Below are 26,715 nucleotides of genomic sequence, written 5' to 3'. Positions count from 1 at the left end.
TATTTGTAATTTTGTCAACAAAGAATTTTATTAATAACCTCATGCTTGGATTAAAATTATTAACAGACCCGCGCTGGGCGAATATTGCTGAATCAAATTTAGAAGAGATATTAACTGATCATGCCTGGTGTGAACAGAAAGCAGCAACAAATGCCATTACGCTGATCGCTAATAATTCTGAGCACATGGATTTAGTGGAAGAATTGACGGCTATTGCAATCGAAGAAATGCAGCATTTCCAGATGGTAGTAGAAGTTATCAAACAACGCGGTTATACTTTAGGCCGTGAACGTAAGGATGACTATGTGGGCCGTTTAGTGAAATTCAGCCGCAGGGATGGAAGCCGGAACAATGCATTTATTGACAGGTTGTTATTTGCCGCAATGATAGAAGCCAGAAGTTGCGAGCGTTTCAGGGTATTGTCATTAAATATTAAAGACCAGGAATTAGCGAAGTTTTACCATGATTTAATGATCTCTGAAGCCGGGCATTATACTACGTTTTTAAATTTCGCCCGAAAATATACAATCGATGTAGATGTTGATAAAAGATGGAAGGAGTGGCTGGAATTTGAAGGCGAACTGATCCAGAGTTTTGGAAATAAAGAGGCTATCCACGGGTAGCCTGGCATAATACTCATTATTAACGAGTAATTTAAGCCAATCAATACGTGCTGTAAACAATTAATACGAACAGTAAAATTGTAAGCCTGTTAAAAACCTAACCAACCTAAACTGTATGAAAAAAATAATCTTATCCCTGCTTTTAATCACGTCGTGTGTGTTTGCAAAAGCCCAGGAAACTGCTTCTAAAGAAGAAACCGAAGTTGCCGCAGTTGTAGAGAAATTAAGAGAAGCTATGATCAGCGGGAACAAATCTGACCTGGAAAGTGTAGTATCTGCAGATTTAACCTATGGACATTCCGGAGGTAAAATTCAGAACAAGGCAGCATTTGTAGCTGATATTACCTCGAAAAGATCAGACTTTAAAACGATTGAACTCACCAAACAATCCATTACGATCCAGAACAATGTAGCTATTGTACGTCATGTCTTAATCGCAGATACAAATGACGGGGGTAAGCCTGCACACATTAGTCTGGGTGTAGTTTTAGTGCTGAAAAAAGAGAAAAAAGACTGGAAGATTATCGCAAGACGCGCATTCCATGCAGACTAACTATCGTGGGATAAACTAATGACCACAGCCTAAACTAACTATTGCGGACCGATAAGCTTGTATCCAGTATTTTCTTTTCGAAGTCATGAACCGGATACTTGCTTTCTATTAAGTTCAGCAGCATATCAGTAGCAATCTGTCCCATTTCAAAAGCAGGCTGACGGACCGAAGTCAGCGTCGGGCACATCAGATCAAGTACATCAGAATTACAAAATCCGGCAATGACCATCTTTTGCGGAACTTTGATTTTCAGCTCCTTAAATACGGCCAGCGCCCCAATGCTCAACCGATCACTGGCTACAAAAAGACCATCAGGCTTTTCCTTCAGATTCATCAATTCTCTGACCGAAATATCAGTTTCTTCCTGGAACATTCCTCCATGCGCACAATACTTGATATAAGCCTCATTGAAGGGAAGATTATATTTTGCTAAAGCCTGTTTATACCCATTTAAACGCTCTGAACTGATGGACAAATGAGCTGAACTTGTTAAATGGGCAATGCGTTTGCAACCTTGCTTAATCAGATATTCGGTCGCTTCAAATGCACCTTTCACATTGTTTGCAATAATCTGATGGGTATTGATCTGATCGGTTACCCGGTCAAAAAATACCATAGGCAGACCCCGCTGATGTAAATTCTGAAGATAAGAAGTATCAGTAGTTTCGGCAGACAAAGAAACCAGTAAACCATCAACCGATCTGGAAGCTAAATGCTGGATGTTTACCTTTTCGCGTTCATAAAACTCATGCGTTTGCGTAATAATAACATGATAACCACGGTCATAAGCAATAGACTCAATCCCATTGACCACCTGCGCGAAATATTGATTCGCAACCTCACTTAAAGAAACTCCGATAGACTTGCTTCTGCGCTCTTTTAAACTTAATGCAATAGGATTTGGACGGTAATTGATTTGCTGTGCATAATCCAGCACAAGTTTCTTTGTTTCGGGACTAATTTCATGCGTATCACGCAATGCTCTTGAAACAGTGGAAGTAGAAAGGCCTAATGCCTTAGCGATATCTTTTAAAGTAAAAGGCTCAAACATGATTCCGTTGCGGATATTGTAAATCATACAAGTCTACAAATAATTTCTGGTTGTGCCGGGAACGATTGCACAATAATTTATGCCTTTTTGTTTCATTCTGCGCCTAAAACTATGTAGACTTGTTAGTTGTTGAAAACGAAATATAAACCAGATATTTATGAATAAATTCCATTTGATAGTTTCCAGTGTCCTCGTTTTTACCGCTTTAAACGGTCATGCACAAAGTAAAAAAACTGTAATGCTTGATTCTTATTTCAACAACGAAACTAAAAAAGACACAGATGGGAAACTCATTTCCTGGCATTATAAATGGGACGAACAAACCAATGGTGGTTTCTCTCTTTGGGGAGCCGAATTCAACAAAGCCGGGTTTAAAACGTCCACACTCTATGCAGCCCCAACTGCACAAAATCTAAAAGGTTCTGCTGTTTATATCATTGTTGACCCGGATACGGAAAAGGAAAATAGTGCTCCTGAATTTATCAAGGCAACGGATGTTAAAACGATTTCTGAATGGGTAAAAAAAGGAGGTGTGCTTTTGCTGATGGGGAATGATATCGGTAACGCAGAGCTAGACCATTTCAATACACTGGCCAAAGTATTTGGTGTTCAGTTCAATCCGGATAGCCGGGGAAGAGTGACTGGTAATCAGTTTGATATGGGAAAGATCATGGTGCCTGCGGGAGATCCGGTCTTCAAAACAGCGAAACAGTTGTATATCAAAGAATTCAGTAGTTTAGCAATAACCACTCCTGCAAAATCTATCCTGAAAGATAAAGATGGTTATGACGTGATTGCCTTATCAAAATATGGTAAAGGATCGGTGATTATCATTGGCGATCCGTGGTTATACAATGAATATGTGGATGGGAAAAAACTTCCTGTTGCCTATGATAACCTTAAAGCCGGGACTGATTTGATCCACTGGATTTCAAGCTTGATTCCAGCAGGGAAAAAATAAAATAAATAGGCCTTGAAAGCCGTTACCCTATTAAAATATTGCAATGAAGGATATGAAAGTGTTACATGCGGTGCATCCGGATGATTTTAAAACATACGATACAGAGAAAATAAGGTCAAGATTTTTACTAACTGATCTGAAAGAAGAGAACAAGGCTAATTTCGCCTACACACATTACGACAGAATGATTGTAGGCCTGGTACATCCGGTTGCTGAAACCGTTGTTTTAGGAAACTATTCAAATCTGCGTGCTGATTATTTTCTGGAAAGAAGAGAAATAGGGATTATCAATGTTGGCGGTCCAGGCTCAATCGAAGCAGACGGAAAATCATTTGAAGTCAATAAACTGGATGCTTTATACCTTGGAAAAGGAGTAAAGGAAGTAAGATTCAAAAGTGCGGATACTGCAAATCCAGCAGTATTTTATTGCTTGTCTACACCAGCACATCAGGTGTATCCTGTAACTTTATTAGTTCATGCAGATGCGGTTTCTACAGAATTAGGTAGCTTAAACACTGCAAATGAACGCAGGATTATTAAATATATTCACAGAGATGGAATTCAAAGCAGTCAATTGGTGATGGGTTTAACGATCCTGGCTAATGGAAGTGTTTGGAATACAATGCCGGCACATACACATGACAGAAGAATGGAAGCTTATTTCTATTTTGATGTAGCTGCAGATCAGCGCGTGTTCCATCTAATGGGCCAGCCGCAAGAAACCCGTCATGTATTAATGAGTAACCATGATGCTATTGTTTCCCCGCCATGGAGTATCCATTCGGGAAGTGGTACACAAAATTATAGTTTTATCTGGGGCATGGGAGGTGAAAACCTTGATTATGCTGATATGGACCCTGTTGCAATTCAAGACATACGTTAATGGAAAATACATTCTCTTTAAAAGGAAAAGTGATTATAGTAACCGGAGGTACCGGTATTTTAGGTGGTGCATTTGTAGATGCAGTAGTTGAAGCAGGCGCTTCGGTAGGTATCCTGGGCAGAAATGCACAGGTAGCTAATGAACGTGCAGATGCGATTAACCAGGCTGGTGGCCAGGCTATAGCTTTAGTAGCCGATGTAATGGACGAAAGTCAGTTACTGGAATGCAGAGCTCAGGTATTGGACAAATTCGGCCGGATTGATGGTTTAGTAAATGCTGCAGGTGGAAATCAGCCTGAAGGTGTTTTACAACCTGAAGAAGACATTTTTAAGATGAACCTGGATGGAATGAAAAAAGTAATGGACTTAAATTTATGGGGAACAGTTATTCCTACACAGGTTTTCGGAGAATCCATTGCTGCCAGTGGTAAAGGAAGTATTGTAAATATCTCTTCCATGAATTCTAAAAGAGTTATCACTAAAGTATTAGGCTATAATTTAGGGAAAGCTGGTGTTGATTATTACAACCAGTGGTTTGCAGTAGAATTGGCCAACCGTTATGGCGGAGCAATCCGGATGAATGCAATTGCACCGGGATTTTTTCTGACCGAGCAAAACCGCACCCTGTTAACTAATCCGGATGGTAGTTATACCGATCGCGGAGGATTAGCAATTAAGCAAACACCATTTAAACGTTTCGGACATCCGGATGAGCTAAAAGGGGCTTTGATTTGGTTGCTGAGTGATGCTTCTCAATTTGTAACCGGAGCGATGATTTGTGTAGACGGTGGTTTTTCTGTATTTGGCGGGGTTTAAAGCATGGGAAAGGTACTGAACTTCGGAGAGTTGTTATTGCGGATTTGTCCGGATGCAGAAGGAAACTGGTTGAAGGAAAATAACTTGCCTTTTTTTGTTGGTGGTGCAGAATTAAATGTAGCTACCGCATTGGCTTTATGGAAGATACCTTCAGCTTATCTGACCGCACTACCAGATAATTCCTTAACGGAGCAATTGGTCAGCTATGTGAAAGGATTAGCTATTGACACGACTGCAATTCAATATACTGGTGAGCGGGTAGGCTTATATTACCTGCATCAAGGTAAAGATCTTAAAAATGCAGGCGTGATTTATGACCGGAGTGGTTCGTCCTTTGCGACTTTGCAAACAGGAACAATCAACTGGGACGTCGTTTTGAAAGATGTTTCCTGGTTCCATTTTAGTGCGATTTGTCCCGCAGTAAGTTTAGCCGCGGCTGAAGTTTGCCTGGAAGCGTTAAAAGAAGCGGCGGCCAGGAATATCACGATTTCGGTCGATCTTAATTACAGGGCTAAACTCTGGAAATATGGCAAAGAGCCTATCGATGTTTTACCTGACCTGGTGCAGTACTGTGATGTGGTCATGGGTAATTTATGGGCTGCTGAAAAAATGCTGGGCATCCCTGTTCCTGAAGGCCTGGCTGAAGCGGATCAAAAAGAACTTTATTTAGAACAAGCAGCAGTCAGTTCCAGCGCACTGATCGCCAGATTTCCTGCGTGTAAGGTAGTTGCCAATACCTTCCGCTTTGATGAGCAAGAGGGGGTAAAGTATTACTCCACTTTATTTTCGGAGGATGAGTTATTGGTTTCAAAGCAATATTCAGCAAAAAATATTATCAATAAAGTAGGCAGTGGTGACTGTTATATGGCAGGCTTGATTTATGGTTTTTACCAGGATCATCCAGCAGAAGAAATATTAGAATTTGCAACGGCAGCTGGATTTTCCAAGCTCTTTGTGGCAGGAGATGCAACAACAATCGAAGCGGATCAGATTAAAGAAAAAGTAAGAAATTATGAAGACTAAAGAGAGTTCTTTAAAAGCTATAACGGAACAGGGTTTATTGCCTTTGTTTTTTTACGAAGATGCAGAAGTAAGTTTAGAAATCATAAGGACGCTGTATAAATCTGGAATCAGGGTATTGGAGTATACCAACAGGGGTATTGCTGCACTGGCCAACTTCCGTTTCCTGATTGAGGCAGTTGGAATCGAAATGAAAGATCTGCACCTGGGAATTGGAACCATTAAAAACACGGATGAAGCTAAAGCTTTTATCAAAGCGGGTGCGCATTTTATTGTTTGTCCGGTTGTAGATGCTGAAGTGGGTAAATTGGCGCATGATGCAGGTTTATTATGGATTCCGGGGTGTTTTACGCCAACTGAGATTAATATTGCACATCAATTGAATGCAGGGATTATTAAACTTTTTCCGGCAAATGTATTGGGGCCTGTTTATGTATCTTCTGTGAAAGAAGTATTTCCAGGACAGCTTTTTATTCCTACAGGCGGTGTAGAGATTGAAGAAGAAAACATGACTAAATGGTTTAAATCAGGGGTATGCGCAGTAGGAATGGGAAGTAAACTGATCAGTAAAGAGATCCTGGAAGCCAAAGATTACAATGAATTAGCTGTACGTACAAAAAAGACTATTGAAATGGTGAAAGCTACGCGATAAAATGGTGTAAGCCACGCGAAAAAATGGTGGGAGCCATTTGATAAAAGAGTTAAACTACCTTTATCAAATGGTAAAAGCCAACCGATAAAACGATCAACCAAACCAACCAAAACCAAATATAATGAAAGAAGCCCGAATGAGCAATTACCGTTGGACGGTCTGTGCCCTGTTGTTTTTTGCTACGACAGTGAATTATCTTGACCGTCAGGTACTTAGTCTGCTGCATTCGCGGTTAGAGGCAGAGTTTAACTGGACAAACAGTGACTATGCAAATATAACTTCAGCCTTTCAATTGGTTTATGCGATTTCTATGCTTTTTGCGGGCAGGATTGTAGACCGGTTAGGAACCAAATGGGGATATGCAGTTGCGCTGATCGTCTGGTCTTTAGGAGCTATTTTACATGCTAAAGCTATTCCCGTTGGGCATGGGCTGGCCACGATGCTAGGTTTCATTGGTATTACGGGTGTTTCTGTTTCTGTACTGGGTTTTATCTTTTCCAGAGCAGTTTTAGGCTTTGGTGAATCTGGTAATTTTCCTGCCGCAATAAAGGCTACTGCAGAATACTTTCCTAAAAAAGAACGTTCTCTGGCAACCGGGATCTTTAATTCGGGGGCGAATGTAGGTGCAGTATTAGCACCACTTACGGTTCCCTGGATTGCTCATACCTGGGGCTGGGAATCTGCCTTTTTGATTATTGGTGCGGTAGGGTTTTTATGGCTGATCTTCTGGTTTATCTTTTATGAAAAACCGGAAAAGCAAAAGCGTTTATCGAAGGCTGAACTGGATTATATTTTATGTGATCCTGATCAGCAGGCTATTGTCCCATCTCCAACGACTGAAGCAGCTGAAAAAGTTTCGTGGGTTAAGTTGTTAAAGTACAGACAAACCTGGGCTTTCAGTTTGGGTAAGTTTATGACTGATGGGGTATGGTGGTTTTTTCTATTCTGGTTGCCTTCTTATTTAAAGGTTCAATATGGTATGGATGATACAGCGATCATGATTCCTTTAGCGGTGTTATATAGCATGACGATGATTGGAAGTGTTGGCGGGGGATGGTTCCCGATGTACTTTATGAAAAAAGGATATGCGCCTTATGATGGCAGGATGAAAGCGATGTTAATTATCGCATTATTCCCTTTAGTTGTATTGGCTGCACAGCCTTTAGGGCATATCAGTGTATGGATTCCAGTGATTTTGATTGGAATAGGTGCTTCGGCGCATCAGGCGTGGTCAGCAAATATCTTTACAACGGTTTCAGATATGTTCCCTAAAAAAGCGATAGGCTCGGTGATTGGAATTGGTGGAATGGCAGGAGGTTTAGGTGGTGTATTTATGTCTAAGCTTGGCGGTTCACTTTTTGATCATTACAAAGCTTTAGGGCACACGCAAACTGGGTATACGATTATGTTTACGATTTGCGCGGTTGCTTATATTGTGGCCTGGACATTGATGAAAATCTTAGTGCCGAAATACAGACCGATTAATGATTTGTAAAATCATTAATCTTTAGAAAAATGCCCTTGATCTTTATCAGATTAAGGGCTTAATCTTAGCGTTCAGGGTTTATAAAGCAGTTCAATTAACTGCGTATCTTTATCTTTTGGCAGGGCTTCCGCTTGTTTGAAATACGAAGCATTTTTGTAAGCCGTACCTGCAAGCGTTAATAACCTGTATAACTCGCTTGTATTGTATGGGATGATTTGCTTGCGGTCTTTCTCTTTTTCTCCCATTCCATATGGGATTAGCCAATCCAGTGCTTTATGGATACTTCTTCCATCTGAAGTCTGATAATTCCAGACATCCACTCCGGCATGTGTTCCGAGTAAGGCCAGGTTGAACCAACCATCGTTCAGGTTCATTGTACTATAGCTATAAGCTTTTGTTCTGGCGAGTTCCAGTGGCTGTTCGCCTTCTGGTGTAAGCTGGATAGCTATTCTTTCCAGACTTGCTGTAATGGTCTTTTTGGCCAGCTCTTTTTGGTCTGTAAATAAAGCATAAGATACGATCTGGGTATCGTAAATAGTACCGTGATTGTTTTTGGACCTATGTTCGTCTTTCCCGTTTTTGCTGTTTAACATCCAGTCCAGGTATTGTTTATACCAGGTTTTGATACCTTCAGTTTGTGATGCAGTAATTGATTTTGCATTTGCCAGAATTCCCATCCAGTCCGCTAGTTCCACTAAAGAACGACTTTCAATAATACCAATGCCTCTGCCATCGTTTAAGCCTGGTATAGCTTGTGCGTAATTCAGGTTAGGGTTCATCTTGGTTTCGGGGGCAATGAACCATACATTCAGCAATTCACTGGCTTTTAAAGCATATTTTTCCTGACCTGTAAAATAATAGGCTAGTGCTAAGAATTGACATTGTTCAGTGAGCCCATGCAGAAATACGGCATCTGTAATTTTACGGATAGCAGGATTACGTTCCCCATCTTTTCTGATATAAGGCATTCCGTCAGCTTTGGATGGATCAGGCCAAAAGTAAGGTGCCTGGCTCATATAATCATGTTTTGACCCGCTTGGTGGAGTTGATGATTTATCCATCACAGATTTTGGCTTTGCGGCAAGGAAGGCATCTGCCTTGTGAACCACCTGATCTACTAATGGTTTGATGGCTTTATCTTTTTGCTGATAGGCTTCTTTCTTTGCCTTGAGCTGATCGGCATTGATTAGGAATAGTTTTGGCGTTTGCGCGAAAGATAACTGTCCATACAGAACAGCGAGGATCATATAAAAAAACTTGTTCTTCATCAAAATAAGATTTAGTTACTGTATAAACCAAATGTAACTAAATCTTATACAAACAATCTTTACTTTTCCTCTTGGTGCTCTGCACGGCGTGCTTTGCCTGAACCGTCTTCGCTTGCTCCGGATTTCCAGTAAGAGTAGGCATATAATTCACTTTGATCCCAGTTTTGTTCTTTACGCAAAAATTGACGAATGTCTTTTACAGATGAAAACTCGGCTGCTGCATAGCCAAAACGGGTGGTGCTTTGTTGATCAGGTATTTTTACGGTTCGTACAGCATCAGCAAGAAGCATGTTTTCTCCCGGATGTTCATTGTAAACCCAATTGATTTGAATGTCTGCGTCAGTTTTTAATTCCTGCTGATCTTCTTTGGTTGGTATTTCAATATAGGCAACACCGGTTGCGGTAGCAGGAAGGGTTTCCAATATAGCGGCAATAACTGGTATTCCGGTCGCATCTGCCGCTAGTAAATACCAATCTGCTTTTGGATAGAGCACTGATTCTTTAGCTTTCATCAGGATGCCGAGGATATCTCCTGGTTTGGCATTGATTGCCCATGAGGATGCTGGGCCATTTTCCCCGTGTGCAGCAAAGTCTATGGTCATTTCCTTCTTTTCCAGATCCATTGCGCGATGGGTATAAGTTCTGATGACTGGTTTTAAGTGTTCTGGTGCGTGAGACCACTCTCCGGTATTGTAGTCGAAATCAGGAAAATGAATTTCCTTAACTCCTGCGGGAGGGATAAAGATCTTATTGTTTATCCCCGGGGTAGTATCTGCGAAAAGAGGCACATCATCACCAGTGAGGGTAATGCGAATATAATTGGGGGTAAGATATACCCTTTTTTTTACGGTTAATACGCCACGGACAATGGCAGGTAAGTCTTTCTTTGTTTCACTCATCGTAACTTTCTTTAATTAACTACGGGTAAAGATATATTATTTATAATCTTTCTAAATAGATAAAATCAGCTATGACAATCGGATTATATTAAGAATGAAAGTGCTGTCTTTTAATGACACTTGACGAGGAGCTATTCAGTATATAGAAGTGGTCGGTGTTGAAAGGGGCTATACTTAATATGGTAGGGGGGCAGGTTTGTGTGCACCATGATTTCAGGGGGCAGGGGCTTTTGAACCAATTGTATCAGGAAACTAAAAACAGAGTGGGGAATTTGTATCAATTGTGTGTAACAGAGATTTCTACCAGGAATATCAATTCCTTAAAGGTTCACCAAAGAATGGGATTTGAAATTATTGGTACCTACAGTGACGAAAAGGAGTTGTGGAATGTAGTAGCCTGGAAACTTGGGGAATGAGCTGTTATTTAATTGTGTTTTTTGTTAAGAATTTGCTCAGACTTTTTAGTGAATCACTAAAATAAATTTACATTTGCATCCGATGATAAAGATTAAACACCTCATAGTATTACTTGTTTGTACGGTAACCGCGTTTACATCCTGTAAGAAAAAAGAAACTTATGACCCTGATCCGCAATTCAGGGCAGATACTACCGCGATAAGAGCTTTTGTAGTGGCAAATAAAATCCCTGCAATTAAAGATCCTGCAACGGGAGTATTCTATCAGATCATAACTCCTGGATCAGGATCTGTTAAAATCAATAATTCAACCATGGTTACAGTAAATTATACAGGTCGTTTTCTGAATGGTAATGTTTTTGATCAGAGTAACGGAACACCAATAGTTTTTCCTTTAGGTAATCTTATTGCTGGGTGGCAAGTTGGAGTGCCTTTTATTCAGCCCGGTGGTCGTATCCGTTTAATTATTCCTTCTGTGTTAGGTTATGGAAATTCGGATAGAGGACCTATTCCGGCGAATTCAATATTAGATTTTACAATTGATTTGATAAGTGCTAAATAAGTAACTACAATTATAATATTCAAGGCCACTGTTTTAGCATAAACAGTGGCTTTTTTAATTTATTTTTCACCGGTAATAGGGGTATGGATTGGTATAGGCGTCTTAAGGGAATAAAAGACATAAATAATCTATATCATGATAGTAGAATCGACTAAAAACGCCCTGTTTATCATTATTGCGGGAGTAATCATTGCATCAATGGTTGTTTTAATTGGCGGCTGAAATTAACTGTTAAACGCTGTGTTTCAGAATACGCTTATTTTCATTAAATCAGATGAGAAAAAGGGTTTTTACTGATTAAATTCATAAATTAGTTAAAAAATATAACCCTATGAAAACTTCTTATCTAATGTATTTATTAATCATTTTGGCAATACCTTCTTGTAAAATGAAAAAAGCGGCAGTACAACATGTTGCAGCAACAGATTCCTTTATGCCGATGCAGATCGGTAATAAATGGTCTCACGGCGCAAGTTCCTACACTGAAATCCAGGATACCGTGAGGATTGACAAAAAACTTTATTATAAGTTCTATTCTTTGGTTGGCGGGGACGCAGTGGATACCAAATATCTGAGAATAGATGAGCAGAACCAGTTGCTGGAAGGTTATCCGGATCAGCCAGGAGTAGTTTATACACATGCAAAGTTTAATGCCAATGTGAATGAGGTGTTTTTTACTTTGAATGATAAAAGTACAAATGATTACCAGGTTAAATTAGTGGAAAAAACCGCTGATAGAAGAACTTTTGAGTTTGATATGGTCAACCAGCCCAATTTAAAAGGGAGTACGCACAGGGTGAGCTATCTTAAAGGTGTCGGGTTGGATGATGGCTGGAAAAATATAAAAGTAAATGGGAAAATTATTAAGTAATATTTTTTGTTATTCTATATGAATTGGGTTTTTGATTTAATATGACACATTTAAACCAGTGTATTTTTAACACTGGTTTAAAATAAATATCAAAAAAGTTACAGGAATAAATGAATGTTATGTATATTGTATTGTTACGATCTACCTAACACTCAACCCTATGAACAAAAATTTGAAAAACTTCGCTTTTATTGCGCTGGCCGCAATAGTGATCGCATCGTGTTCTAAAACCAAAGAAACACCTGCAGCTCCAGATCCACAAACTGAGAAATCTGAAAAGGTATTGTCCTATATTCAGAGTCTTGGATTTCCTTCCTCAGCTATTGTTGAAAATGGAGATCATTATGTGGTAGAGGAAGATATTATCTTCCCAAAAAACATGGTTATACCTGCTGGTCAGCCAAAAACTGAGCAGTATTATACAGGTAGCCTGGTAAATGCAACTAATAAGAGAAATATACGCGTAAAAGTTGATGCTTCTATGACTAGCATGAACGCAGAGGTAACTTCTGCTGTGAATCAATGGAATGGAATCAGTGGATCTACTGTTCGTTTTTCAATAGTTACAGGCACTAGTTATGACATCCTGATCAAAGATGAAAATCTTGGTAATGGTGTTTGCGGTCAGGGAACATTTCCTTCTGGCGGTGCTGCGGGTAACTTAATTAAAATTAACAAGGCCTATATTGCTGCAAATAGTTTTGCTCAGCGTCAAAGAACAATTACGCATGAGCTGGGTCACAATATTTCATTGAGACATACAAACTGGTCTGCTATTGGAGAAGGCTCTGCCACAGCTGTACCAGGAGTTGGCGGAACAGATGCATCATCATTGATGAATGGTGGTCAGTGTAATTCAGGTGCTACTGTATTATCAACAAAAGATAAACAAGCAACTGTTGCTTTATATCCATAATAATTAACTGAAAAAATAACCTAAGATCGTAAATTAGCCAGGATAGATGTACTTATATGATAAGGGCATCTATCCTGTTTAAGAAATTATTGGCATGGTTGTACTATTTGGAAATTTGTACAGTGCTTTTAGCGGTAGTACTTTGATTCCTGATGAAAACGATCAACCAGCTCAAACCAATAAAAGCATATATGCCCAGAATTACAATCGAAAGCGGGGTCACAGAAGCGGTCACGTTTTGACTGGTCATAAATAACGTCAGGATCGATAGTCCTATTCCGGCACCAAGAAAATACGAGGTTGTGGCCAGGCTTGAAGCTAAACCGTAATGCTGGCTTGGGATATCCTGGATAGAAAGTACCGACAAACCGGTATAACTGATCGTGATCCCCAATCCTGAAGCAAATGCCGCAGCTAGCAGAACTAAAATTAAAGAATGGCCCATCATCAGAGAAGCTGCGAGCAAAACTGCACTGATTAACATCATAGTCATTCCCAGGAAGCCTGTGCGGGCTATATTCAGTTTTTTCATAATTGCAGGTAATGCAAATTTAGCAACTAGTGCAGATAGAATACTGAAGGGCACGAGTAGTAAACCGGATTTGGCAGCACTGAAATTCATGTCTTTTTGAAGCAGTAATGAAATGATAAACAGATAACCTGTCCAAAAAGAACCCAGTAAGAAGAAGATTCCGTTGGCAGTGACTACTGTCGAGGAGCGGAAAATTGATAAATCAATGAGAGGATCTTTTAGCGTGGTTAAACGGGTAAATAATACCTTCATGCAAATGATGATGGCGATGGCCAGGTTGGGTAATAACAAATAGTGTTTTTGAAAATTACCGAGTTCATGTACGCCATAGCTCAGCATGAGCAGTGCTGCAACCAATATAAAACCTGAGATAAGGTCTGGTGATTTCTTTTTGTCACGCGGACTATCTGCGTCCAGGTAATACCAGGAAGCGAAAATAACGATAGCAAGAATGGGGACGTTAATCAGGAAAACCCAGTGCCAGCCCCAGTAGGTACTGATGATGCCGCCTATAGACAAGCCACTGCCTGATCCTATGGCTGCAAATGAGCTGAAAATCCCTATGGCTTTACTGCGTTCAGTCTTTTCTGTAAAGGTATGCGTGACTATGGAAAGTGCTGAAGGCATAATTAATGCTGCCGCAAAGCCTTGCACGGCACGGTAAAAAGCAAGTATGGCAAAGGAGCCTGACAGTCCGGCACCTAAAGAGGTCAACAGAAACAGGGCAGCACCGATCATAAAGATTTTTTTTCTGCCGATGATATCAGCTAGTTTTCCTCCGATAATCAGGAAACCTCCATAAAGTAATACGTAAAGTGTTTGCAGCCATTGTACTTGATCGTTACTGATATTGAATTGTGCTTGTATAGGGGGGATAGTCAGATTAATAATTGCGATATCGAGTGCTTCTACAAAAATACCCATCGAAGCAATGATGAGGATAAGGTTCTTTTTTGAAATCATATAATAGTATTGTTCTGTCAAATGTATTTATATAGAATAGATTATAGAAATGATAATAAATATTCAGTACAAATGCATTATTTTTGTATATTTAAAAGAACAGAGTGCTTGTTTGATACATGAATTATGACAAATACAGAACAGCCTGAAAAGACTTCCGTAACATTAGATGCGAAAGACTATGAAATCCTGAGATTATTGGAAGAAAATGCCAAGCTTACGGTTAGAGAAATAGCTGCATTAATTCATTTGAGTCCGACGCCAACGCATGAGCGGATTAAAAGAATGGAAAAGAGTGGAGTGATTAAGCAGTATGCAGCTATCCTGAACAGGCAACTGGTAGGGAAAGGAATGATTGTTCTTTGTATGATCACTTTGAAAGAACATAATAAGAGGTCGGGTGCGATTTTTATTAAATCGATGCTGGAATTTAAGGAAATTATAGAATGTTATAATATCTCAGGAGATTTTGATTTTATGGTCAAAATCGTAGCAGAAAGTATGGAAGATTACCATAATTTCTTTGTCAATAAACTGGGAGAAGTGAAAGGTATAGGGCAAACCAAGAGCATTTTCGTCATGGCTGCGGTTAAAGAAACCCATCAGCTGATTTAGCTGACAGGTTTCTTTGGAAATAAGTTATTTATGTTTAACAGAGCAGGCCTGCAGGGTTAGCCAGATGCCTGGTTTCTGCAAAGAATTTTTGCTTGTTTTTGAATTCAAATACCAGCTTGCCCATCGTTAAACCTTGCGGAACAGGGTGTCCGATAAAGACTTCGTGTCCGGTTATATTTTTTCTGATTATGGTATGGTTTTGTTTGCTTTCACTACCGGAACCAATAATAAAATCAATAGCTTCAGATTGTTCTGCCAGTGCGATGTTGCCGGCTATATTGCCTTTTTCCTGGTAATCAAGGCCGGAAAGGCAAACAACAAAATCACAGTCCATGTTGTTTTTAAGGTGTTTTGCAATATGGTTTGCTTTTTTGACCGGATCATGAAAGCCGATACCACTGACTTCCGGGCCTACTCCGGTAATACCAATTTTGAATTTACCAAAATTAATAATTTGCCATGGCTTTACAGCTGCAGAGAGTTTAAGGTTGTTAAACACATAGTTGCAGTTTACCAGGCAGAAGTTCATGGTGTCTGATAATTTGGCAAGATAGGCTTCACCATAACTCAGGTCTTGTGGGGATGGCATGCTGGTGTGGTAACCAGTTTTATTCATAGCCTCAATCACTGCATCATGATGAGCGATGTCCTGATCAGATCCTAAAAAGTTTCCGGCATCTAAAATCAGGCCTCCGGTATCCTCATTATTAAGCAGCTTCCTTAAGTTTTTGATACCTCCTGATTCTTTTAAACCGTTATGGATCTGACCATTCAGCTGACTGCTGTAGTAAATGATCAAGTTTTTACCAGAAGCGTGCAAAGTAGCAGCGTTCTTACTTAAATTAGCAAAGGAACTGATTGGTTTGCTGAGTAGGGTAGCGGTTGCTACAAGGGTAGTGTTTTTGAGAAACGACCTTCGGTTTGACATAGCGTTAATTTTAAGAGCGCCATAAACTTAGATAAATTATATTGTCATTTCCAAGTCAGACAAAAAAATAAAAAAAATATTGTATTTGTAAAAAAATAAACTAATTTTATCACACAAATAACAATATCAGAAAAATCTGATTATTCTAGCAAGCTACTTAACGTAAAAAAAACGCTCATCACTATTCTTTAAATCCGCTCTCAAAATGGATGAATATCTTGGCTCTATAATCATATTTTCTTTTGGATTTGCTCCAAGGAACTACGCTTTATGTAATGGGCAAATGATGGCCATTAATTCTAATCAGGCTCTGTTTTCCCTACTGGGTACAACATATGGAGGAAATGGCCAGACCACCTTTGGTTTACCTGATTTCAGAGGTAAAGTTCCTGTTCATGTAGGTAATGGATTTCCACAAGGCCAAACTGCCGGTGAAGAATTACATACACTTAATCTGAACGAAATTCCGCAACATAACCATACTTTGGGTTCAGGTTATGTTAAAGCAAAAACAGGTGCAACAAATGCGAATAAGTTAACACCTGAGGGTAATTATTATGCAGCAAACCCAGCTTTAACTGGCCGCTTTACCAACCAGACTGATACAGGTATGTATAACAATGCGCCTTTCAATACTCAGGTTATCGGTGCTGGCCAGGCTCATGAAAACAGGATGCCTTTTCTGGTATTGAATTACTGTATCTGCTTATCGGGTATATTTCCTTCAAGAAATTAATTAAAAACAACTTAATCTAAATTATTATGTCTGTTAGCGTTGAACCCTTTGTTGGGGAAATTGGTTTAGTTGGCTTTAATTTTCCACCAAGAGGTTGGGCAATCTGTAATGGTCAATTACTGTCAATCTCTTCAAATACTGCCCTTTTTTCTTTGTTGGGAACTACTTATGGAGGAGACGGAAGGGTAACTTTCGGACTCCCGAATCTTCAGGGGTCAACTCCTATAGGATTTGGACAAGGCCCAGGACTTTCTAACCGTGTTCTCGGGGAGATTGCAGGAACAACGTCTGTAACAATTTTACAGAATGAAATGCCTGCGCACACGCATGCCTTAGGGGCAGGACTTAAAACAGGCGCGCCACCAACTACAGCGAATGCAGTTGCCAGCTTACCGGCTACAGCAACAGGTACAGATCTCCTGTATGCGGATACGGCAAGTTCTACCGCTTATATGGCTCCGCTCGCAGTTAACCTGGATACACAGACCAGCATACTGGGTGGGAATCAGCCACATAATAATATGCAGCCTTATTTGACGGTGTTAATCGTTATCGCATTCCAAGGCATTTTTCCTCAACGACAATAAATTATAAAACTATGTCAGCAGCACAACCTTATATAGGTGAAATAACAATCTTTGGTGGAAATTTTGCCCCTCTGGGGTGGGCATTTTGCGATGGCAGCTTATTAGCCATTTCAGAATACGATACCTTATTTAATTTAATCGGCACTACTTATGGTGGCGATGGGCAGAACACTTTTGGTGTGCCTGATTTAAGAGGCCGCGTACCTATTCATATGGGTACAAATCCGCAATCGGGTACAAATTATGTGATTGGCCAGATGGCAGGGGTAGAAAGTGTAACTTTAATACCTAATCAACTTCCTGCGCATGCGCATGTTGTAACCGGAGAACTGACTATGAAAGTCAGGGCAAATGATCCTGATAACCAGCCTTCTCCTGTGGACAATGGAATCGCTATTGCTCCTGGAAAACGTTACTTTAGCCGTACACCAACAGCATCAGGACTGATGCCACTGGATACCAGCATTGTATTAAGCGGAGCTGGTAATAGCCAGGCTCATAATAATATGCAGCCCTATATGGCGCTGAATTTTATCATTTCGTTATTTGGTATTTATCCAACACCAGATTAAGCATATGAAAATAGGTGTACTGCTTCCGAATTCTACGACTTATCCGCTGATCTCTCCTAATTTTATGACTGGGTTAAAAGGTAGTTTGGCTGACCTGGCAATCGCTTTATCACCTGAACTGTTAACTGCAAGTATTGGTTTTGGGACGGATGGAAAGCTGATGCTGAAGGAAGCAGAAGTTATGCTGCTGGATAATCAGGCAGATGTGCTCATTGTTTTTGCTGATCATCCGGTAGTGGAATGCTTATTCCCTTTGATTAATGCACTGAAAAAACTGCTGATTGTGGTCAATAGTGGTGCTAAGTATCCTCCTGTTAAAAAACAGCCCTTTGTAATTTACCATACGCTCAATTATTCATTGCATTGCCGGCTGATTGGTAAACAAGCTGCTAAAGTGAGCAGTAAAGCTGTAATGGCCACTTCTTATTATGATGGAGGTTATAGCCTTTGTCATGCGATCAGCAAAGGTTATATGGATCAGGGAAGTTCAATTGCCTTTAATTTTGTTAGTAAATTCAAGGCTGAGGAATTTGATATGGTCCCTATGACTGATTTTCTGAATGCAAATCATGATGTTCGCCATATTCTGGCTGTTTACAGCGATTTAAGTCAGGTCTTTTATGAAAAGCTTGCGATTGATTTTCCAGCAATTCCTTTAAATGTCTTCGTTAACCCGGCAATGCTTGAAGAACCGCATCTGCCAGAATACGGGATAACCAATAAAGAAATGTCTGTTAGTTCTTACGTGCCATGGATGCCTCAATTAACGACGGGCGGAAATATTGCTTATTGCAATGTTTTTAAAAGTAAATCCGGCCGTATACCTGATGCTTTTGGGGCATTGGGATGGGATACCGGTGTTTTATTAATTAAATATATCATGGTTTCTTTAGAGAATCCACTTTTCAATACGAAACAGTTATTAAATGAACTGCTGGATACTGAAATTGATGGAGCGAAAGGACAAATCTGCATAGATAGCAATACACATCAGGTGTTTTCACCAGCATACCAGGTAAAACTTGGAGCTGGGAATCAACTGATCTTACAAGATACAGTGCCCTTAGTTGAGGTACTTCGCGAATGGACTGAAATATATGATGATCCACCTCAGGGATTAGTGTCAGGATGGATGAATACTTATATGTGCTCTTAAATAACCAAGTACAATCTAAAATATATAATTAACGCTCTTAATCCATCATTACCATGGAAATCTTTATTCAAAGGATAATCAAAGGCATGCTCTTGTCTTTGATTATCCTCACCGGCATTAATTTTAATGCCGCTGCACAATGTACATTCGGTAAAGGAGATGTGATCATCACTGGTTACGATCTTCAGGACGGGGGGACACCAACAGGTCAGGACGACCGGTTCTCTTTCTTATTATTACGCCAGATACCGGCGGGCACAGACATCTTCTTCACTGATTTTGGCTGGACTTCCGCAAATGCGTTTCAGCCTGAAGCTCAGGCAACAACGGATGGTGTAATTAAATGGACTTCGGATAAAAGCTATCCGGCAGGGACAGAAATCTATGTCTTCTGTAAGTACCAGTTACTGGCTTTCGACAAAACAAATACTGCGGCAGGAACTGTTACGGGGATTGTTGAATCGGTAGCTACCAGGGGAAATCCTGTTGGGCCAAATCATCAATACATGAGCCTGGGTATATTCTCAGGTGATCAGATTTTTGCTTTTACAGGCAGTGTAGCAACACCAACGCTGCTTGCTGGTATTAGTATGAACCATGACAATGGTAGTGGTACTAGTGGCTGGGATGCTACTTTAACTGCAGGTACTTTTGCTGCTGACCGCTCAGTACTGCCTCCTGTACTGGCAAGCGGGGCACAGAATTTATCTATTGTTTCGCATACTGATGGTGGAGACCCTACTTTTAATACAGGATTTACTGCACGCTACAGATTGACATTACCAGGTATTACATCGGGTACTCCAGCTGTAATTTTAACGCGGCTAAATAATGTTGCTAACTGGGGGGTAAAAGATGACGGTACTTCTTTTTCGCCTTTCCTTTCTGGTGAAACGTTTACGGTATCTGGCGCATCGTTCACTGCAAATCCAGCAGATAAACTGAGCCAGTGTGCTGGAACAGGTACTACTTTTAGGGCTATTGCTGCCAATTTTTGTTCTTTGAAATGGCAGTTGAGCACAGATGGGGGAACAAATTATGCAGATATTACTGATGGTGGTGTTTATTCGGGTTCCGCTACAGCAATACTTACCATTTCAAATGTTAATGGCTTAAATAATAACAGATACAGGCTGAGTGCAAATGGTTCCTCAGGGATAGTCAGCTCGACCAGCGCACTCTTAACTTTATCCAGCCAGGTGATTAATTTATCACCAGTACTGGCTTCGGGAACTTATAAGACGGCTTATAGTGAAGCTGTAATAGTTGCCTCAGGCGGAGGAGCACCTTATGTATACAGTCTGGCTTCTGGAACTTTACCTGCTGGTCTGACACTATCTTCGGCAGGGGTATTATCAGGTACACCAACTGCTACCGGGAGTTATAATTTTACTGTGAATGTGACTGGTGCCTGCATAAGTTCAGGTTCACAAGTTTTTTCAATGGTCATTGCACCGAAAGCGGTCACTGCAACATTTGCTGCGGTCACTAAAGCTTATAATGGAGATGCAGTTGCTAATGTAGTTTTTAATCCTCTTGATGCGGGAAGCGGAGTAGTAGCACCAGACGTAGTCAGTGTAACTTATACTTCAGCAGCTTATAATACTGCGGGTGTGGGAATTAATAAACCGGTAACTTTAACTGGTCTGGCTTTAACAGGTGCTAACAGTGCATCCTATACGTTAAATCCGGTAGTAGTTACAGGTACGATTACTACTGCTCCTATTGTTCCATCATTGGTGTTACCAATTACTAAGGTTTATGATGGCAATACAACAGCTGCGCTGACAGGTGCTAATTATAGTTTTACGGGTAAAATAGGTACAGAGGATGTAGCTTTAAATAATCCGGCTACCGGAACATATGCGCTTAAAGATGTCGGCAACCGTTTAGTCAGTGTTACTGGGTTAACCCTTACCGGAACAAATGCAGCTAACTACACGCTTTCCACTACAAGTATCAGTACAACAGGTACCATTACTGCGGCGAGTATCGTTCCATCTTTAGTATTACCTATTACTAAAGTATATGATGGGAATACAACAGCCGCGCTAACAGGTGCAAATTATACTTTTACAGGTAAAGTAGGTACAGAGAATATAGCTTTAAATAATCCGGCTACCGGAACTTATGCGCTTAAAGATATCGGCAACCGTTTAGTGAGTGTGACTGGTTTAGCGCTTACTGGTACAGATGCTGGTAACTATACAATTTCCACAACAAATGTCAGTGCAACAGGAACCATTACCTCAGCAACCATTGTACCTGTATTAGCAGGAACAATCACTAAAGTATATGATGGCAATACCACAGCTGCATTAACAGGTGCTAATTATAGTTTTACAGGTAAGGTAGGTACAGAAAATGTAGCCCTGAATAATCCTGTGGCTGGAAGTTATGCGCTTAAAGATATCGGTAACCGTTTAGTCAGCGTTACTGGTTTAACACTGACCGGAACAGATGCTGCAAATTATACGCTTTCTACAACGAGTTTAACTGCGCCGGGTACCATTACCTCAGCAACCATTGTACCTTTATTAGCAGGAACGATTACCAAGGTTTATGATGGTAATACTACAGCAGCATTAACAGGTGCAAATTATAGTTTTACAGGTAATATTGGAACAGAGAATGTGGCCATAACAAATCCTGCTGCCGGAACTTATGACCTGAAAATTGTGGGCAACAGAACGGTAAGTGTGAGTGGAATCACTTTAACGGGAACTGATGCGGCGAACTATACACTGTCCACTACGAGTTTAACTGCTCCGGGTACAATCACCTCAGCGACAATTATACCTGTCTTAGCCGGAACGATTACCAAAGTTTATGATGGCAATACAACGGCTGCATTAGCAGGTACAAATTATAGCTTCACTGGAAATATCGGTGCAGATGTGGTGGGACTGAACAATCCTGTAACAGGTGCTTATGATCTGAAAGAGGCTGGCAACAGAACAGTAAGTGTGAACGGCATTGCTTTAACGGGTGCTGATGCAGCGAACTATACACTTTCTACTACGAGTTTAACTGCTCCGGGTACGATTACCGCAGCTACAATTATACCGGTACTTGCCGGAATAATTACCAAAGTTTATGATGGCAATACCACTGCTGCATTAACAGGTACGAATTACAGCTTCACAGGAAATATCGGTGCGGATGTAGTAGCGCTGAATAATCCTGTAACAGGTGCTTATGATCTGAAAGAGGCGGGAAACAGAACAGTAAGCGTGAGCGGAATTGCGTTAACGGGTACTGATGCTGGGAACTATACGCTTTCCACTACGAGTTTGACTGCTCCGGGCACGATTACCGCAGCTACAATTATACCATTACTTGCCGGAACGATTACCAAGGTTTATGATGGCAATACTACTGCTGCATTAACAGGTGCGAATTACAGCTTCACTGGTAATGTCGGTGCAGATGTGGTTGCATTGAATAATCCTGTAACAGGTGCTTATGATCTGAAAGAAGCAGGTAACAGAACAGTAAGCGTGAACGGAATTGCGTTAACGGGTACTGATGCTGGGAACTATACACTTTCTACTACGAGTTTAACTGCTCCGGGTACAATCACTGCGGCTACAATTGTACCAGTACTTGCCGGAACAATTACCAAGGTTTATGATGGCAATACAACTGCTGCGTTAACAGGTGCGAATTACAGCTTCACTGGTAATGTCGGTGCGGATGTGGTGGCAATCACCAATCCTGCTACAGGAACTTATGATTTGAAAGAAGCAGGGAACAGAACAGTAAGCGTGAACGGAATTACCTTAACGGGTACTGATGCTGGGAACTATATACTTTCCACTACGAGTTTAACTGCTCCGGGTACGATTACTGCGGCTACGATTATACCAGTACTTGCCGGAACAATTACCAAGGTTTATGATGGCAATACGACTGCTGCATTAACAGGTGCTAATTACAGTTTTACCGGGAATGTTGGTGCGGATGTGGTAGCGATTACCAATCCTGCTACAGGAGCTTATGATCTGAAAGAAGTGGGCAACAGAACAGTAAGCGTGAACGGAATTGCCTTAACGGGTGCCGATGCGGCAAACTATACGCTTTCGACTACGAGTTTAACTGCTCCGGGTACAATCACTGCTGCGACTATTGTCCCAGTACTGGCAGGAACGATTACTAAAGTTTATGACGGCAATACTGCAGCTGCATTAGCTGCTGCGAATTACAGCTTTAGCGGAAATATTAGTACAGATGATGTAACCTTAAATAATCCTGCAGTTGGAACTTACGATTTAAAAGAAGCAGGTAACAGAACGGTAAGTGTGAGTGGCATTACCTTAACAGGTGCTGATGCGGCAAACTATACGCTTTCTACTACGAGCTTAACTGCTCCGGGTACAATCACTGCTGCGACCATTGTCCCAGTACTGGCAGGAACGATCACCAAGGTTTATGATGGCAATACTGCAGCTGCATTAGCTGCTGCTAATTACAGCTTTAGCGGAAATGTAGGTGCGGACGACGTTGCACTGAATAATCCTGCAGCTGGAACTTACGACCTGAAAGAAGCAGGTAACAGAACAGTAAGCGTAAGCGGAATTACCTTAACAGGTGCTGATGCGGCAAACTATACGCTTTCCACTGCGAGTTTAACTGCTCCGGGTACAATCACCTCAGCTACAATTATACCAGTACTTGCCGGAACGATTACTAAGGTTTATGACGGCAATACGACTGCTGCTTTAACAGGTGCGAATTACAGCTTTAGCGGAAATGTAGGTGCAGATGATGTTGCACTGAATAATCCTGCAGCTGGAACTTATGATCTGAAAGAGGTAGGTAACAGAACAGTAAGCGTGAGCGGCATTACCTTAACAGGTGCTGATGCAGCGAACTATACTATTTCCACAACAAGTTTAACCGCTCCGGGCACAATTACCTCGGCTACGATTATCCCAGTACTGGCAGGAACGATTACCAAAGTTTATGATGGAAATACAACTGCTGCATTGACGGGATCGAACTATAGCTTCGCTGGAAATATTAGCGGGGATGATGTGGCAATAACCAATCCTGCAGGTGGAACTTATGACCTGAAAGAAGTGGGCAACAGAACGGTAAGCATAAGTGGCATTACCTTAACAGGTGCTGATGCGGCAAACTATACGCTTTCTACTACGAGCTTAACTGCTCCTGGAACCATTACTGCTGCGACCATTGTCCCAGTATTGGCAGGAACGATCACTAAGGTTTATGATGGAAATACTGCAGCTGCATTAGCTGCTGCTAATTACAGCTTCACGGGAAATATTGGTGCAGATGATGTTGCACTGAATAATCCTGCAGCTGGAACTTATGACCTGAAAGAAGCAGGTAACAGAACGGTAAGTGTTAATGGAATTACGTTAACAGGTGCTGATGCTGCGAACTATACACTTTCTACTACAAGTTTAACTGCTCCGGGCACAATCACTTCGGCTACGATTATCCCTGTACTGGCAGGAACGATTAGTAAGGTTTATGATGGCAATACGACTGCTGCATTGACTGGTTCTAATTATAGCTTCACTGGAAATATTAGCGGGGATGATGTAGCTTTAAATAATCCTGCAGGTGGAACTTATGACCTGAAAGAAGTGGGTAACAGAACGGTAAGTGTCAGCGGAATTACCTTAACAGGTACTGATGCTGTGAATTACACTATTTCAACAACAAGTTTAACGGCTCCAGGTACGATTACCTCAGCTACGATTATCCCGGCACTGGCAGGAACGATCACCAAAGTTTATGATGGCAATACCAATGCTGCATTGACTGGTTCGAACTATAGCTTCACTGGTAAAATTGGTGCTGATCAGGTAGCGATCAACAATCCTGTTGCCGGAACTTATGACCTGAAGGATGTGGGCAACAGAACAGTAAATGTGAGCGGCATTACCTTAACAGGTGCTGATGCAGCGAACTACACTATTTCTACAACAAGTTTAACTGCTCCGGGAACAATTACCTCAGCAGCAATCACACCTGTACTCGCTGGTACAATTACCAAGGTTTACGATGGTAATGCAACCGCAACTTTAACGGGCGCTAACTATAGCTTTACAGGTCAGGTAGCCGGGGAAAACGTAGCCCTGAATAATCCTGCTGCCGGAACTTATAACAATGCATTGGTTGCAACAGGTAAAACAGTAACTGTAAACGGAATTACGCTGACAGGAACTGATGCTGGTAACTATATACTGACTACAACTAGTTTGACGAGTGCAAATGGCGTAATTACTGCGCAGCCTTTAACAATTACTGCCGATAATAAGCAAATGATACAAGGTACTGTCGTGCCTGTGTTGACCTTAACTTATAGCGGATTTGTAAATGGAGAAAACAGCAATATATTGCTTACACCTGCGAGTTTAAGTACTACGGCTACCAACAGTTCGGTAGCGGGTAATTATACGATTACGGTAAGTGGAGCAACAGCAGCCAATTATGCGATCACTTTTGTGAATGGAATACTGACTGTAAGTCCGGGGATACCTACAAGTATCAGCCTTGCTGCGGTGCCATTATATGAAAACAAACCTGCGGGAGCTTTGGCGGGAACATTAAGCAGTACATCGCTTGATCCGAATGCAGTTTTCACTTATACTCTGGTGAGTGGTAATGGAGATACTGACAATGCGTTGTTCACAATCACTGGTGATCAGGTAAGAACAAGTGCAAGTCTGAGCTACAAGCAGAAATCAACTTACAGCATTTTAGTGAGAAGCACAACGCAGTATGGTTTAACGCTGGACAAACAGTTTACGATCAATCTGATTGATGTAAACGAAGTGCCAACATTGAATCCTATTGCTGATTTAACGCAATGCAATACAACCAGCAGACAATCTATTGCTTTAACAGGTATTACTCCTGGGCCTGAAACCAATCAGACTACTACCCTTACTGTACGTGCTGATAAACCGGCTATGTTCAGTGACCTGAGTGTGAGCCAGGGTAATGGTGGAAATGGAACATTGACTTACCGTTTAGCTAACCAGAGTGTTTCTGGAACTGTAAATATTACGGTGACTGTGAAAGACAATGGAGGAACAGCAAATGGAGGGGTTGATACTTACAGCAGAACTTTTGTACTGACTATTAATCCATTGCCGGTGTTAAGTATTGTTTCTTCAGCAGGTTTGGAAATATCGAAAGGTATAACTACACAATTGACTGCAAGCGGCGGTACCAGCTATGTATGGGCTGACGCTGCGGGTATTATCAGCGGACAAAATACGGCGGTACTGACTATCAGACCCTCACGTACTGCTTCTTATACAGTTACGGCATTGAATGCTTCGGGTTGCAGCAGTACGCAGTTGATTACCATCAATGTGCTGAATGATTATAAAACTATTGATGCAACAAATATTATAACACCTAACGGGGATGGGGTGAATGACAAATTCATCATCAGAAATATTGATATGTACCCTGATAATGTGGTTAAAATATTTGACCGTGCAGGAAGACTGCTTTATACTAAACAAGGATATGATAATAGCTGGGACGGAACGATCAGCGGTAATCCTTTAAGTGAAGGCACTTACTTCTATGTATTGGATTTTGGTGACGGCAGAGGCAAGTTTAAAGGCTTCATTACGCTGGTAAGGAACAATTAATAATTAA

At 40.9% G+C, this 26,715-nt stretch carries 23 protein-coding genes; 18 read left to right on the top strand and 5 right to left on the bottom strand.

Features of this window, described 5'->3' with window-relative positions:
• The first annotated feature begins 41 nt into the window (after positions 1-41).
• Together AY601_RS13380 and AY601_RS13375 are read left to right on the top strand one after the other, a co-directional pair.
• Positions 42-623 carry a tRNA-(ms[2]io[6]A)-hydroxylase gene (locus AY601_RS13380; protein WP_068401908.1) on the top strand — a complete coding sequence of 194 codons (582 nt, stop codon included), beginning with the start codon at positions 42-44 and terminating at the stop codon, positions 621-623.
• Between the two features lie 115 nt (positions 624-738).
• Positions 739-1,176, top strand: a complete 438-nt coding sequence (locus AY601_RS13375; protein WP_068401906.1) for a nuclear transport factor 2 family protein — start codon at positions 739-741, stop codon at positions 1,174-1,176.
• A gap of 34 nt (positions 1,177-1,210) precedes the next feature.
• On the opposite strand, the gene AY601_RS13370 is transcribed toward AY601_RS13375, so the two are convergent.
• Complete coding sequence (locus AY601_RS13370) at positions 1,211-2,254, bottom strand: LacI family DNA-binding transcriptional regulator (protein WP_335340578.1); 1,044 nt, start codon at positions 2,252-2,254, stop codon at positions 1,211-1,213.
• Between the two features lie 130 nt (positions 2,255-2,384).
• Between AY601_RS13370 and AY601_RS13365 the strand changes: the two genes are divergently transcribed.
• From AY601_RS13365 to AY601_RS13340, 6 genes are all read left to right on the top strand, one after another.
• Entirely contained in the window at positions 2,385-3,188 is an 804-nt protein-coding gene (locus tag AY601_RS13365; RefSeq protein WP_068401905.1) for a hypothetical protein, read from the top strand.
• 43 nt (positions 3,189-3,231) lie between these two features.
• Positions 3,232-4,071, top strand: coding sequence for a 5-dehydro-4-deoxy-D-glucuronate isomerase (kduI, locus tag AY601_RS13360; RefSeq protein ID WP_335340577.1), 840 nt, complete (start codon positions 3,232-3,234; stop codon positions 4,069-4,071).
• Positions 4,071-4,886, top strand: a complete 816-nt coding sequence (locus tag AY601_RS13355) for an SDR family oxidoreductase (RefSeq protein ID WP_068401902.1) — start codon at positions 4,071-4,073, stop codon at positions 4,884-4,886. Before kduI ends, AY601_RS13355 begins: the two co-directional genes overlap by 1 nt.
• Positions 4,887-4,889: 3 nt before the next feature.
• Complete coding sequence (locus AY601_RS13350) at positions 4,890-5,909, top strand: sugar kinase (RefSeq protein ID WP_068401900.1); 1,020 nt, start codon at positions 4,890-4,892, stop codon at positions 5,907-5,909.
• Complete coding sequence (locus AY601_RS13345; RefSeq protein WP_068401898.1) at positions 5,899-6,558, top strand: bifunctional 4-hydroxy-2-oxoglutarate aldolase/2-dehydro-3-deoxy-phosphogluconate aldolase; 660 nt, start codon at positions 5,899-5,901, stop codon at positions 6,556-6,558. Before AY601_RS13350 ends, AY601_RS13345 begins: the two co-directional genes overlap by 11 nt.
• 121 nt (positions 6,559-6,679) lie before the next feature.
• Positions 6,680-8,053: an MFS transporter gene (locus tag AY601_RS13340; RefSeq protein ID WP_068401896.1), complete on the top strand. Its 1,374-nt coding sequence runs from the start codon at positions 6,680-6,682 to the stop codon at positions 8,051-8,053.
• 62 nt (positions 8,054-8,115) lie between these two features.
• Here AY601_RS13340 and AY601_RS13335 read toward each other — a convergent pair whose 3' ends face one another.
• Complete coding sequence (locus tag AY601_RS13335) at positions 8,116-9,312, bottom strand: alginate lyase family protein (protein ID WP_068401895.1); 1,197 nt, start codon at positions 9,310-9,312, stop codon at positions 8,116-8,118.
• A gap of 59 nt (positions 9,313-9,371) precedes the next feature.
• Entirely contained in the window at positions 9,372-10,211 is an 840-nt protein-coding gene (locus AY601_RS13330; RefSeq protein ID WP_068401893.1) for a siderophore-interacting protein, read from the bottom strand.
• A gap of 158 nt (positions 10,212-10,369) precedes the next feature.
• On the opposite strand from AY601_RS13330, the gene AY601_RS13325 reads away from it, so the two are divergent.
• The 4 genes from AY601_RS13325 (at position 10,370) to AY601_RS13310 (ending at position 12,976) form a co-directional block, all read left to right on the top strand.
• Complete coding sequence (locus AY601_RS13325) at positions 10,370-10,627, top strand: GNAT family N-acetyltransferase (protein WP_157287903.1); 258 nt, start codon at positions 10,370-10,372, stop codon at positions 10,625-10,627.
• 82 nt (positions 10,628-10,709) lie between these two features.
• Entirely contained in the window at positions 10,710-11,189 is a 480-nt protein-coding gene (locus AY601_RS13320) for an FKBP-type peptidyl-prolyl cis-trans isomerase (protein ID WP_068401889.1), read from the top strand.
• 388 nt (positions 11,190-11,577) lie between these two features.
• Entirely contained in the window at positions 11,578-12,060 is a 483-nt protein-coding gene (locus AY601_RS13315; RefSeq protein ID WP_157287901.1) for a hypothetical protein, read from the top strand.
• Positions 12,061-12,220: 160 nt separating this feature from the next.
• A complete protein-coding gene (locus AY601_RS13310) occupies positions 12,221-12,976 on the top strand; it encodes a M57 family metalloprotease (protein WP_068401884.1) in 756 nt (251 codons plus the stop codon).
• A 103-nt stretch (positions 12,977-13,079) separates the two neighbouring features.
• Here AY601_RS13310 and AY601_RS13305 read toward each other — a convergent pair whose 3' ends face one another.
• Complete coding sequence (locus tag AY601_RS13305; RefSeq protein WP_068401882.1) at positions 13,080-14,471, bottom strand: MFS transporter; 1,392 nt, start codon at positions 14,469-14,471, stop codon at positions 13,080-13,082.
• 126 nt (positions 14,472-14,597) lie between these two features.
• Between AY601_RS13305 and AY601_RS13300 the strand changes: the two genes are divergently transcribed.
• Positions 14,598-15,086 (top strand): Lrp/AsnC family transcriptional regulator, encoded by a 489-nt coding sequence (locus AY601_RS13300; RefSeq protein ID WP_068401880.1) that lies wholly within the window; start codon positions 14,598-14,600, stop codon positions 15,084-15,086.
• Positions 15,087-15,120: 34 nt separating this feature from the next.
• Here the strand turns inward: AY601_RS13300 and AY601_RS13295 are convergent, their stop codons facing one another.
• Positions 15,121-16,014, bottom strand: a complete 894-nt coding sequence (locus AY601_RS13295) for a hypothetical protein (RefSeq protein WP_068401878.1) — start codon at positions 16,012-16,014, stop codon at positions 15,121-15,123.
• A 205-nt stretch (positions 16,015-16,219) separates the two neighbouring features.
• Between AY601_RS13295 and AY601_RS13290 the strand changes: the two genes are divergently transcribed.
• From AY601_RS13290 to AY601_RS13270, 5 genes are read left to right on the top strand one after another with little or no spacing between them, the layout of a single operon-like run.
• Entirely contained in the window at positions 16,220-16,750 is a 531-nt protein-coding gene (locus AY601_RS13290) for a phage tail protein (RefSeq protein ID WP_068401876.1), read from the top strand.
• Between the two features lie 26 nt (positions 16,751-16,776).
• On the top strand, positions 16,777-17,337 hold the full coding sequence (locus AY601_RS13285) for a phage tail protein (protein ID WP_068401874.1): 561 nt from the start codon (positions 16,777-16,779) through the stop codon (positions 17,335-17,337).
• Between the two features lie 11 nt (positions 17,338-17,348).
• The gene (locus AY601_RS13280) at positions 17,349-17,909 is read left to right on the top strand and encodes a phage tail protein (protein WP_068401873.1); all 561 of its coding nucleotides are present in this window, start codon (positions 17,349-17,351) and stop codon (positions 17,907-17,909) included.
• Positions 17,910-17,913: 4 nt separating this feature from the next.
• On the top strand, positions 17,914-19,065 hold the full coding sequence (locus AY601_RS13275; RefSeq protein ID WP_068401871.1) for an ABC transporter substrate-binding protein: 1,152 nt from the start codon (positions 17,914-17,916) through the stop codon (positions 19,063-19,065).
• 53 nt (positions 19,066-19,118) lie between these two features.
• Complete coding sequence (locus AY601_RS13270) at positions 19,119-26,708, top strand: YDG domain-containing protein (protein ID WP_068401868.1); 7,590 nt, start codon at positions 19,119-19,121, stop codon at positions 26,706-26,708.
• Positions 26,709-26,715 lie beyond the last annotated feature (7 nt).

The sequence above is a fragment of the Pedobacter cryoconitis genome (genome assembly GCF_001590605.1).
GTDB lineage: Bacteria > Bacteroidota > Bacteroidia > Sphingobacteriales > Sphingobacteriaceae > Pedobacter > Pedobacter cryoconitis_A.
This window is presented reverse-complemented; position numbering and strand designations above follow the sequence as displayed.

Excerpts from the sequence above, each read along its gene's own strand:
- AY601_RS13370 (WP_335340578.1), bottom strand. The coding sequence starts at position 2,254 with ATGATTTACAATATCCGCAACGGAATCATGTTTGAGCCTTTTACTTTA.
- AY601_RS13310 (WP_068401884.1), top strand. The coding sequence starts at position 12,221 with ATGAACAAAAATTTGAAAAACTTCGCTTTTATTGCGCTGGCCGCAATA.
- AY601_RS13330 (WP_068401893.1), bottom strand. The coding sequence starts at position 10,211 with ATGAGTGAAACAAAGAAAGACTTACCTGCCATTGTCCGTGGCGTATTA.
- AY601_RS13365 (WP_068401905.1), top strand. The coding sequence starts at position 2,385 with ATGAATAAATTCCATTTGATAGTTTCCAGTGTCCTCGTTTTTACCGCT.
- AY601_RS13305 (WP_068401882.1), bottom strand. The coding sequence starts at position 14,471 with ATGATTTCAAAAAAGAACCTTATCCTCATCATTGCTTCGATGGGTATT.
- AY601_RS13295 (WP_068401878.1), bottom strand. The coding sequence starts at position 16,014 with ATGTCAAACCGAAGGTCGTTTCTCAAAAACACTACCCTTGTAGCAACC.
- AY601_RS13320 (WP_068401889.1), top strand. The coding sequence starts at position 10,710 with ATGATAAAGATTAAACACCTCATAGTATTACTTGTTTGTACGGTAACC.
- AY601_RS13300 (WP_068401880.1), top strand. The coding sequence starts at position 14,598 with ATGACAAATACAGAACAGCCTGAAAAGACTTCCGTAACATTAGATGCG.
- AY601_RS13290 (WP_068401876.1), top strand. The coding sequence starts at position 16,220 with ATGGATGAATATCTTGGCTCTATAATCATATTTTCTTTTGGATTTGCT.
- AY601_RS13270 (WP_068401868.1), top strand. The coding sequence starts at position 19,119 with ATGGAAATCTTTATTCAAAGGATAATCAAAGGCATGCTCTTGTCTTTG.
- AY601_RS13315 (WP_157287901.1), top strand. The coding sequence starts at position 11,578 with ATGAAAAAAGCGGCAGTACAACATGTTGCAGCAACAGATTCCTTTATG.
- AY601_RS13335 (WP_068401895.1), bottom strand. The coding sequence starts at position 9,312 with ATGAAGAACAAGTTTTTTTATATGATCCTCGCTGTTCTGTATGGACAG.
- AY601_RS13355 (WP_068401902.1), top strand. The coding sequence starts at position 4,071 with ATGGAAAATACATTCTCTTTAAAAGGAAAAGTGATTATAGTAACCGGA.
- AY601_RS13340 (WP_068401896.1), top strand. The coding sequence starts at position 6,680 with ATGAAAGAAGCCCGAATGAGCAATTACCGTTGGACGGTCTGTGCCCTG.
- AY601_RS13285 (WP_068401874.1), top strand. The coding sequence starts at position 16,777 with ATGTCTGTTAGCGTTGAACCCTTTGTTGGGGAAATTGGTTTAGTTGGC.
- AY601_RS13280 (WP_068401873.1), top strand. The coding sequence starts at position 17,349 with ATGTCAGCAGCACAACCTTATATAGGTGAAATAACAATCTTTGGTGGA.
- AY601_RS13275 (WP_068401871.1), top strand. The coding sequence starts at position 17,914 with ATGAAAATAGGTGTACTGCTTCCGAATTCTACGACTTATCCGCTGATC.
- AY601_RS13375 (WP_068401906.1), top strand. The coding sequence starts at position 739 with ATGAAAAAAATAATCTTATCCCTGCTTTTAATCACGTCGTGTGTGTTT.
- AY601_RS13345 (WP_068401898.1), top strand. The coding sequence starts at position 5,899 with ATGAAGACTAAAGAGAGTTCTTTAAAAGCTATAACGGAACAGGGTTTA.
- AY601_RS13350 (WP_068401900.1), top strand. The coding sequence starts at position 4,890 with ATGGGAAAGGTACTGAACTTCGGAGAGTTGTTATTGCGGATTTGTCCG.
- kduI (WP_335340577.1), top strand. The coding sequence starts at position 3,232 with ATGAAGGATATGAAAGTGTTACATGCGGTGCATCCGGATGATTTTAAA.
- AY601_RS13380 (WP_068401908.1), top strand. The coding sequence starts at position 42 with ATGCTTGGATTAAAATTATTAACAGACCCGCGCTGGGCGAATATTGCT.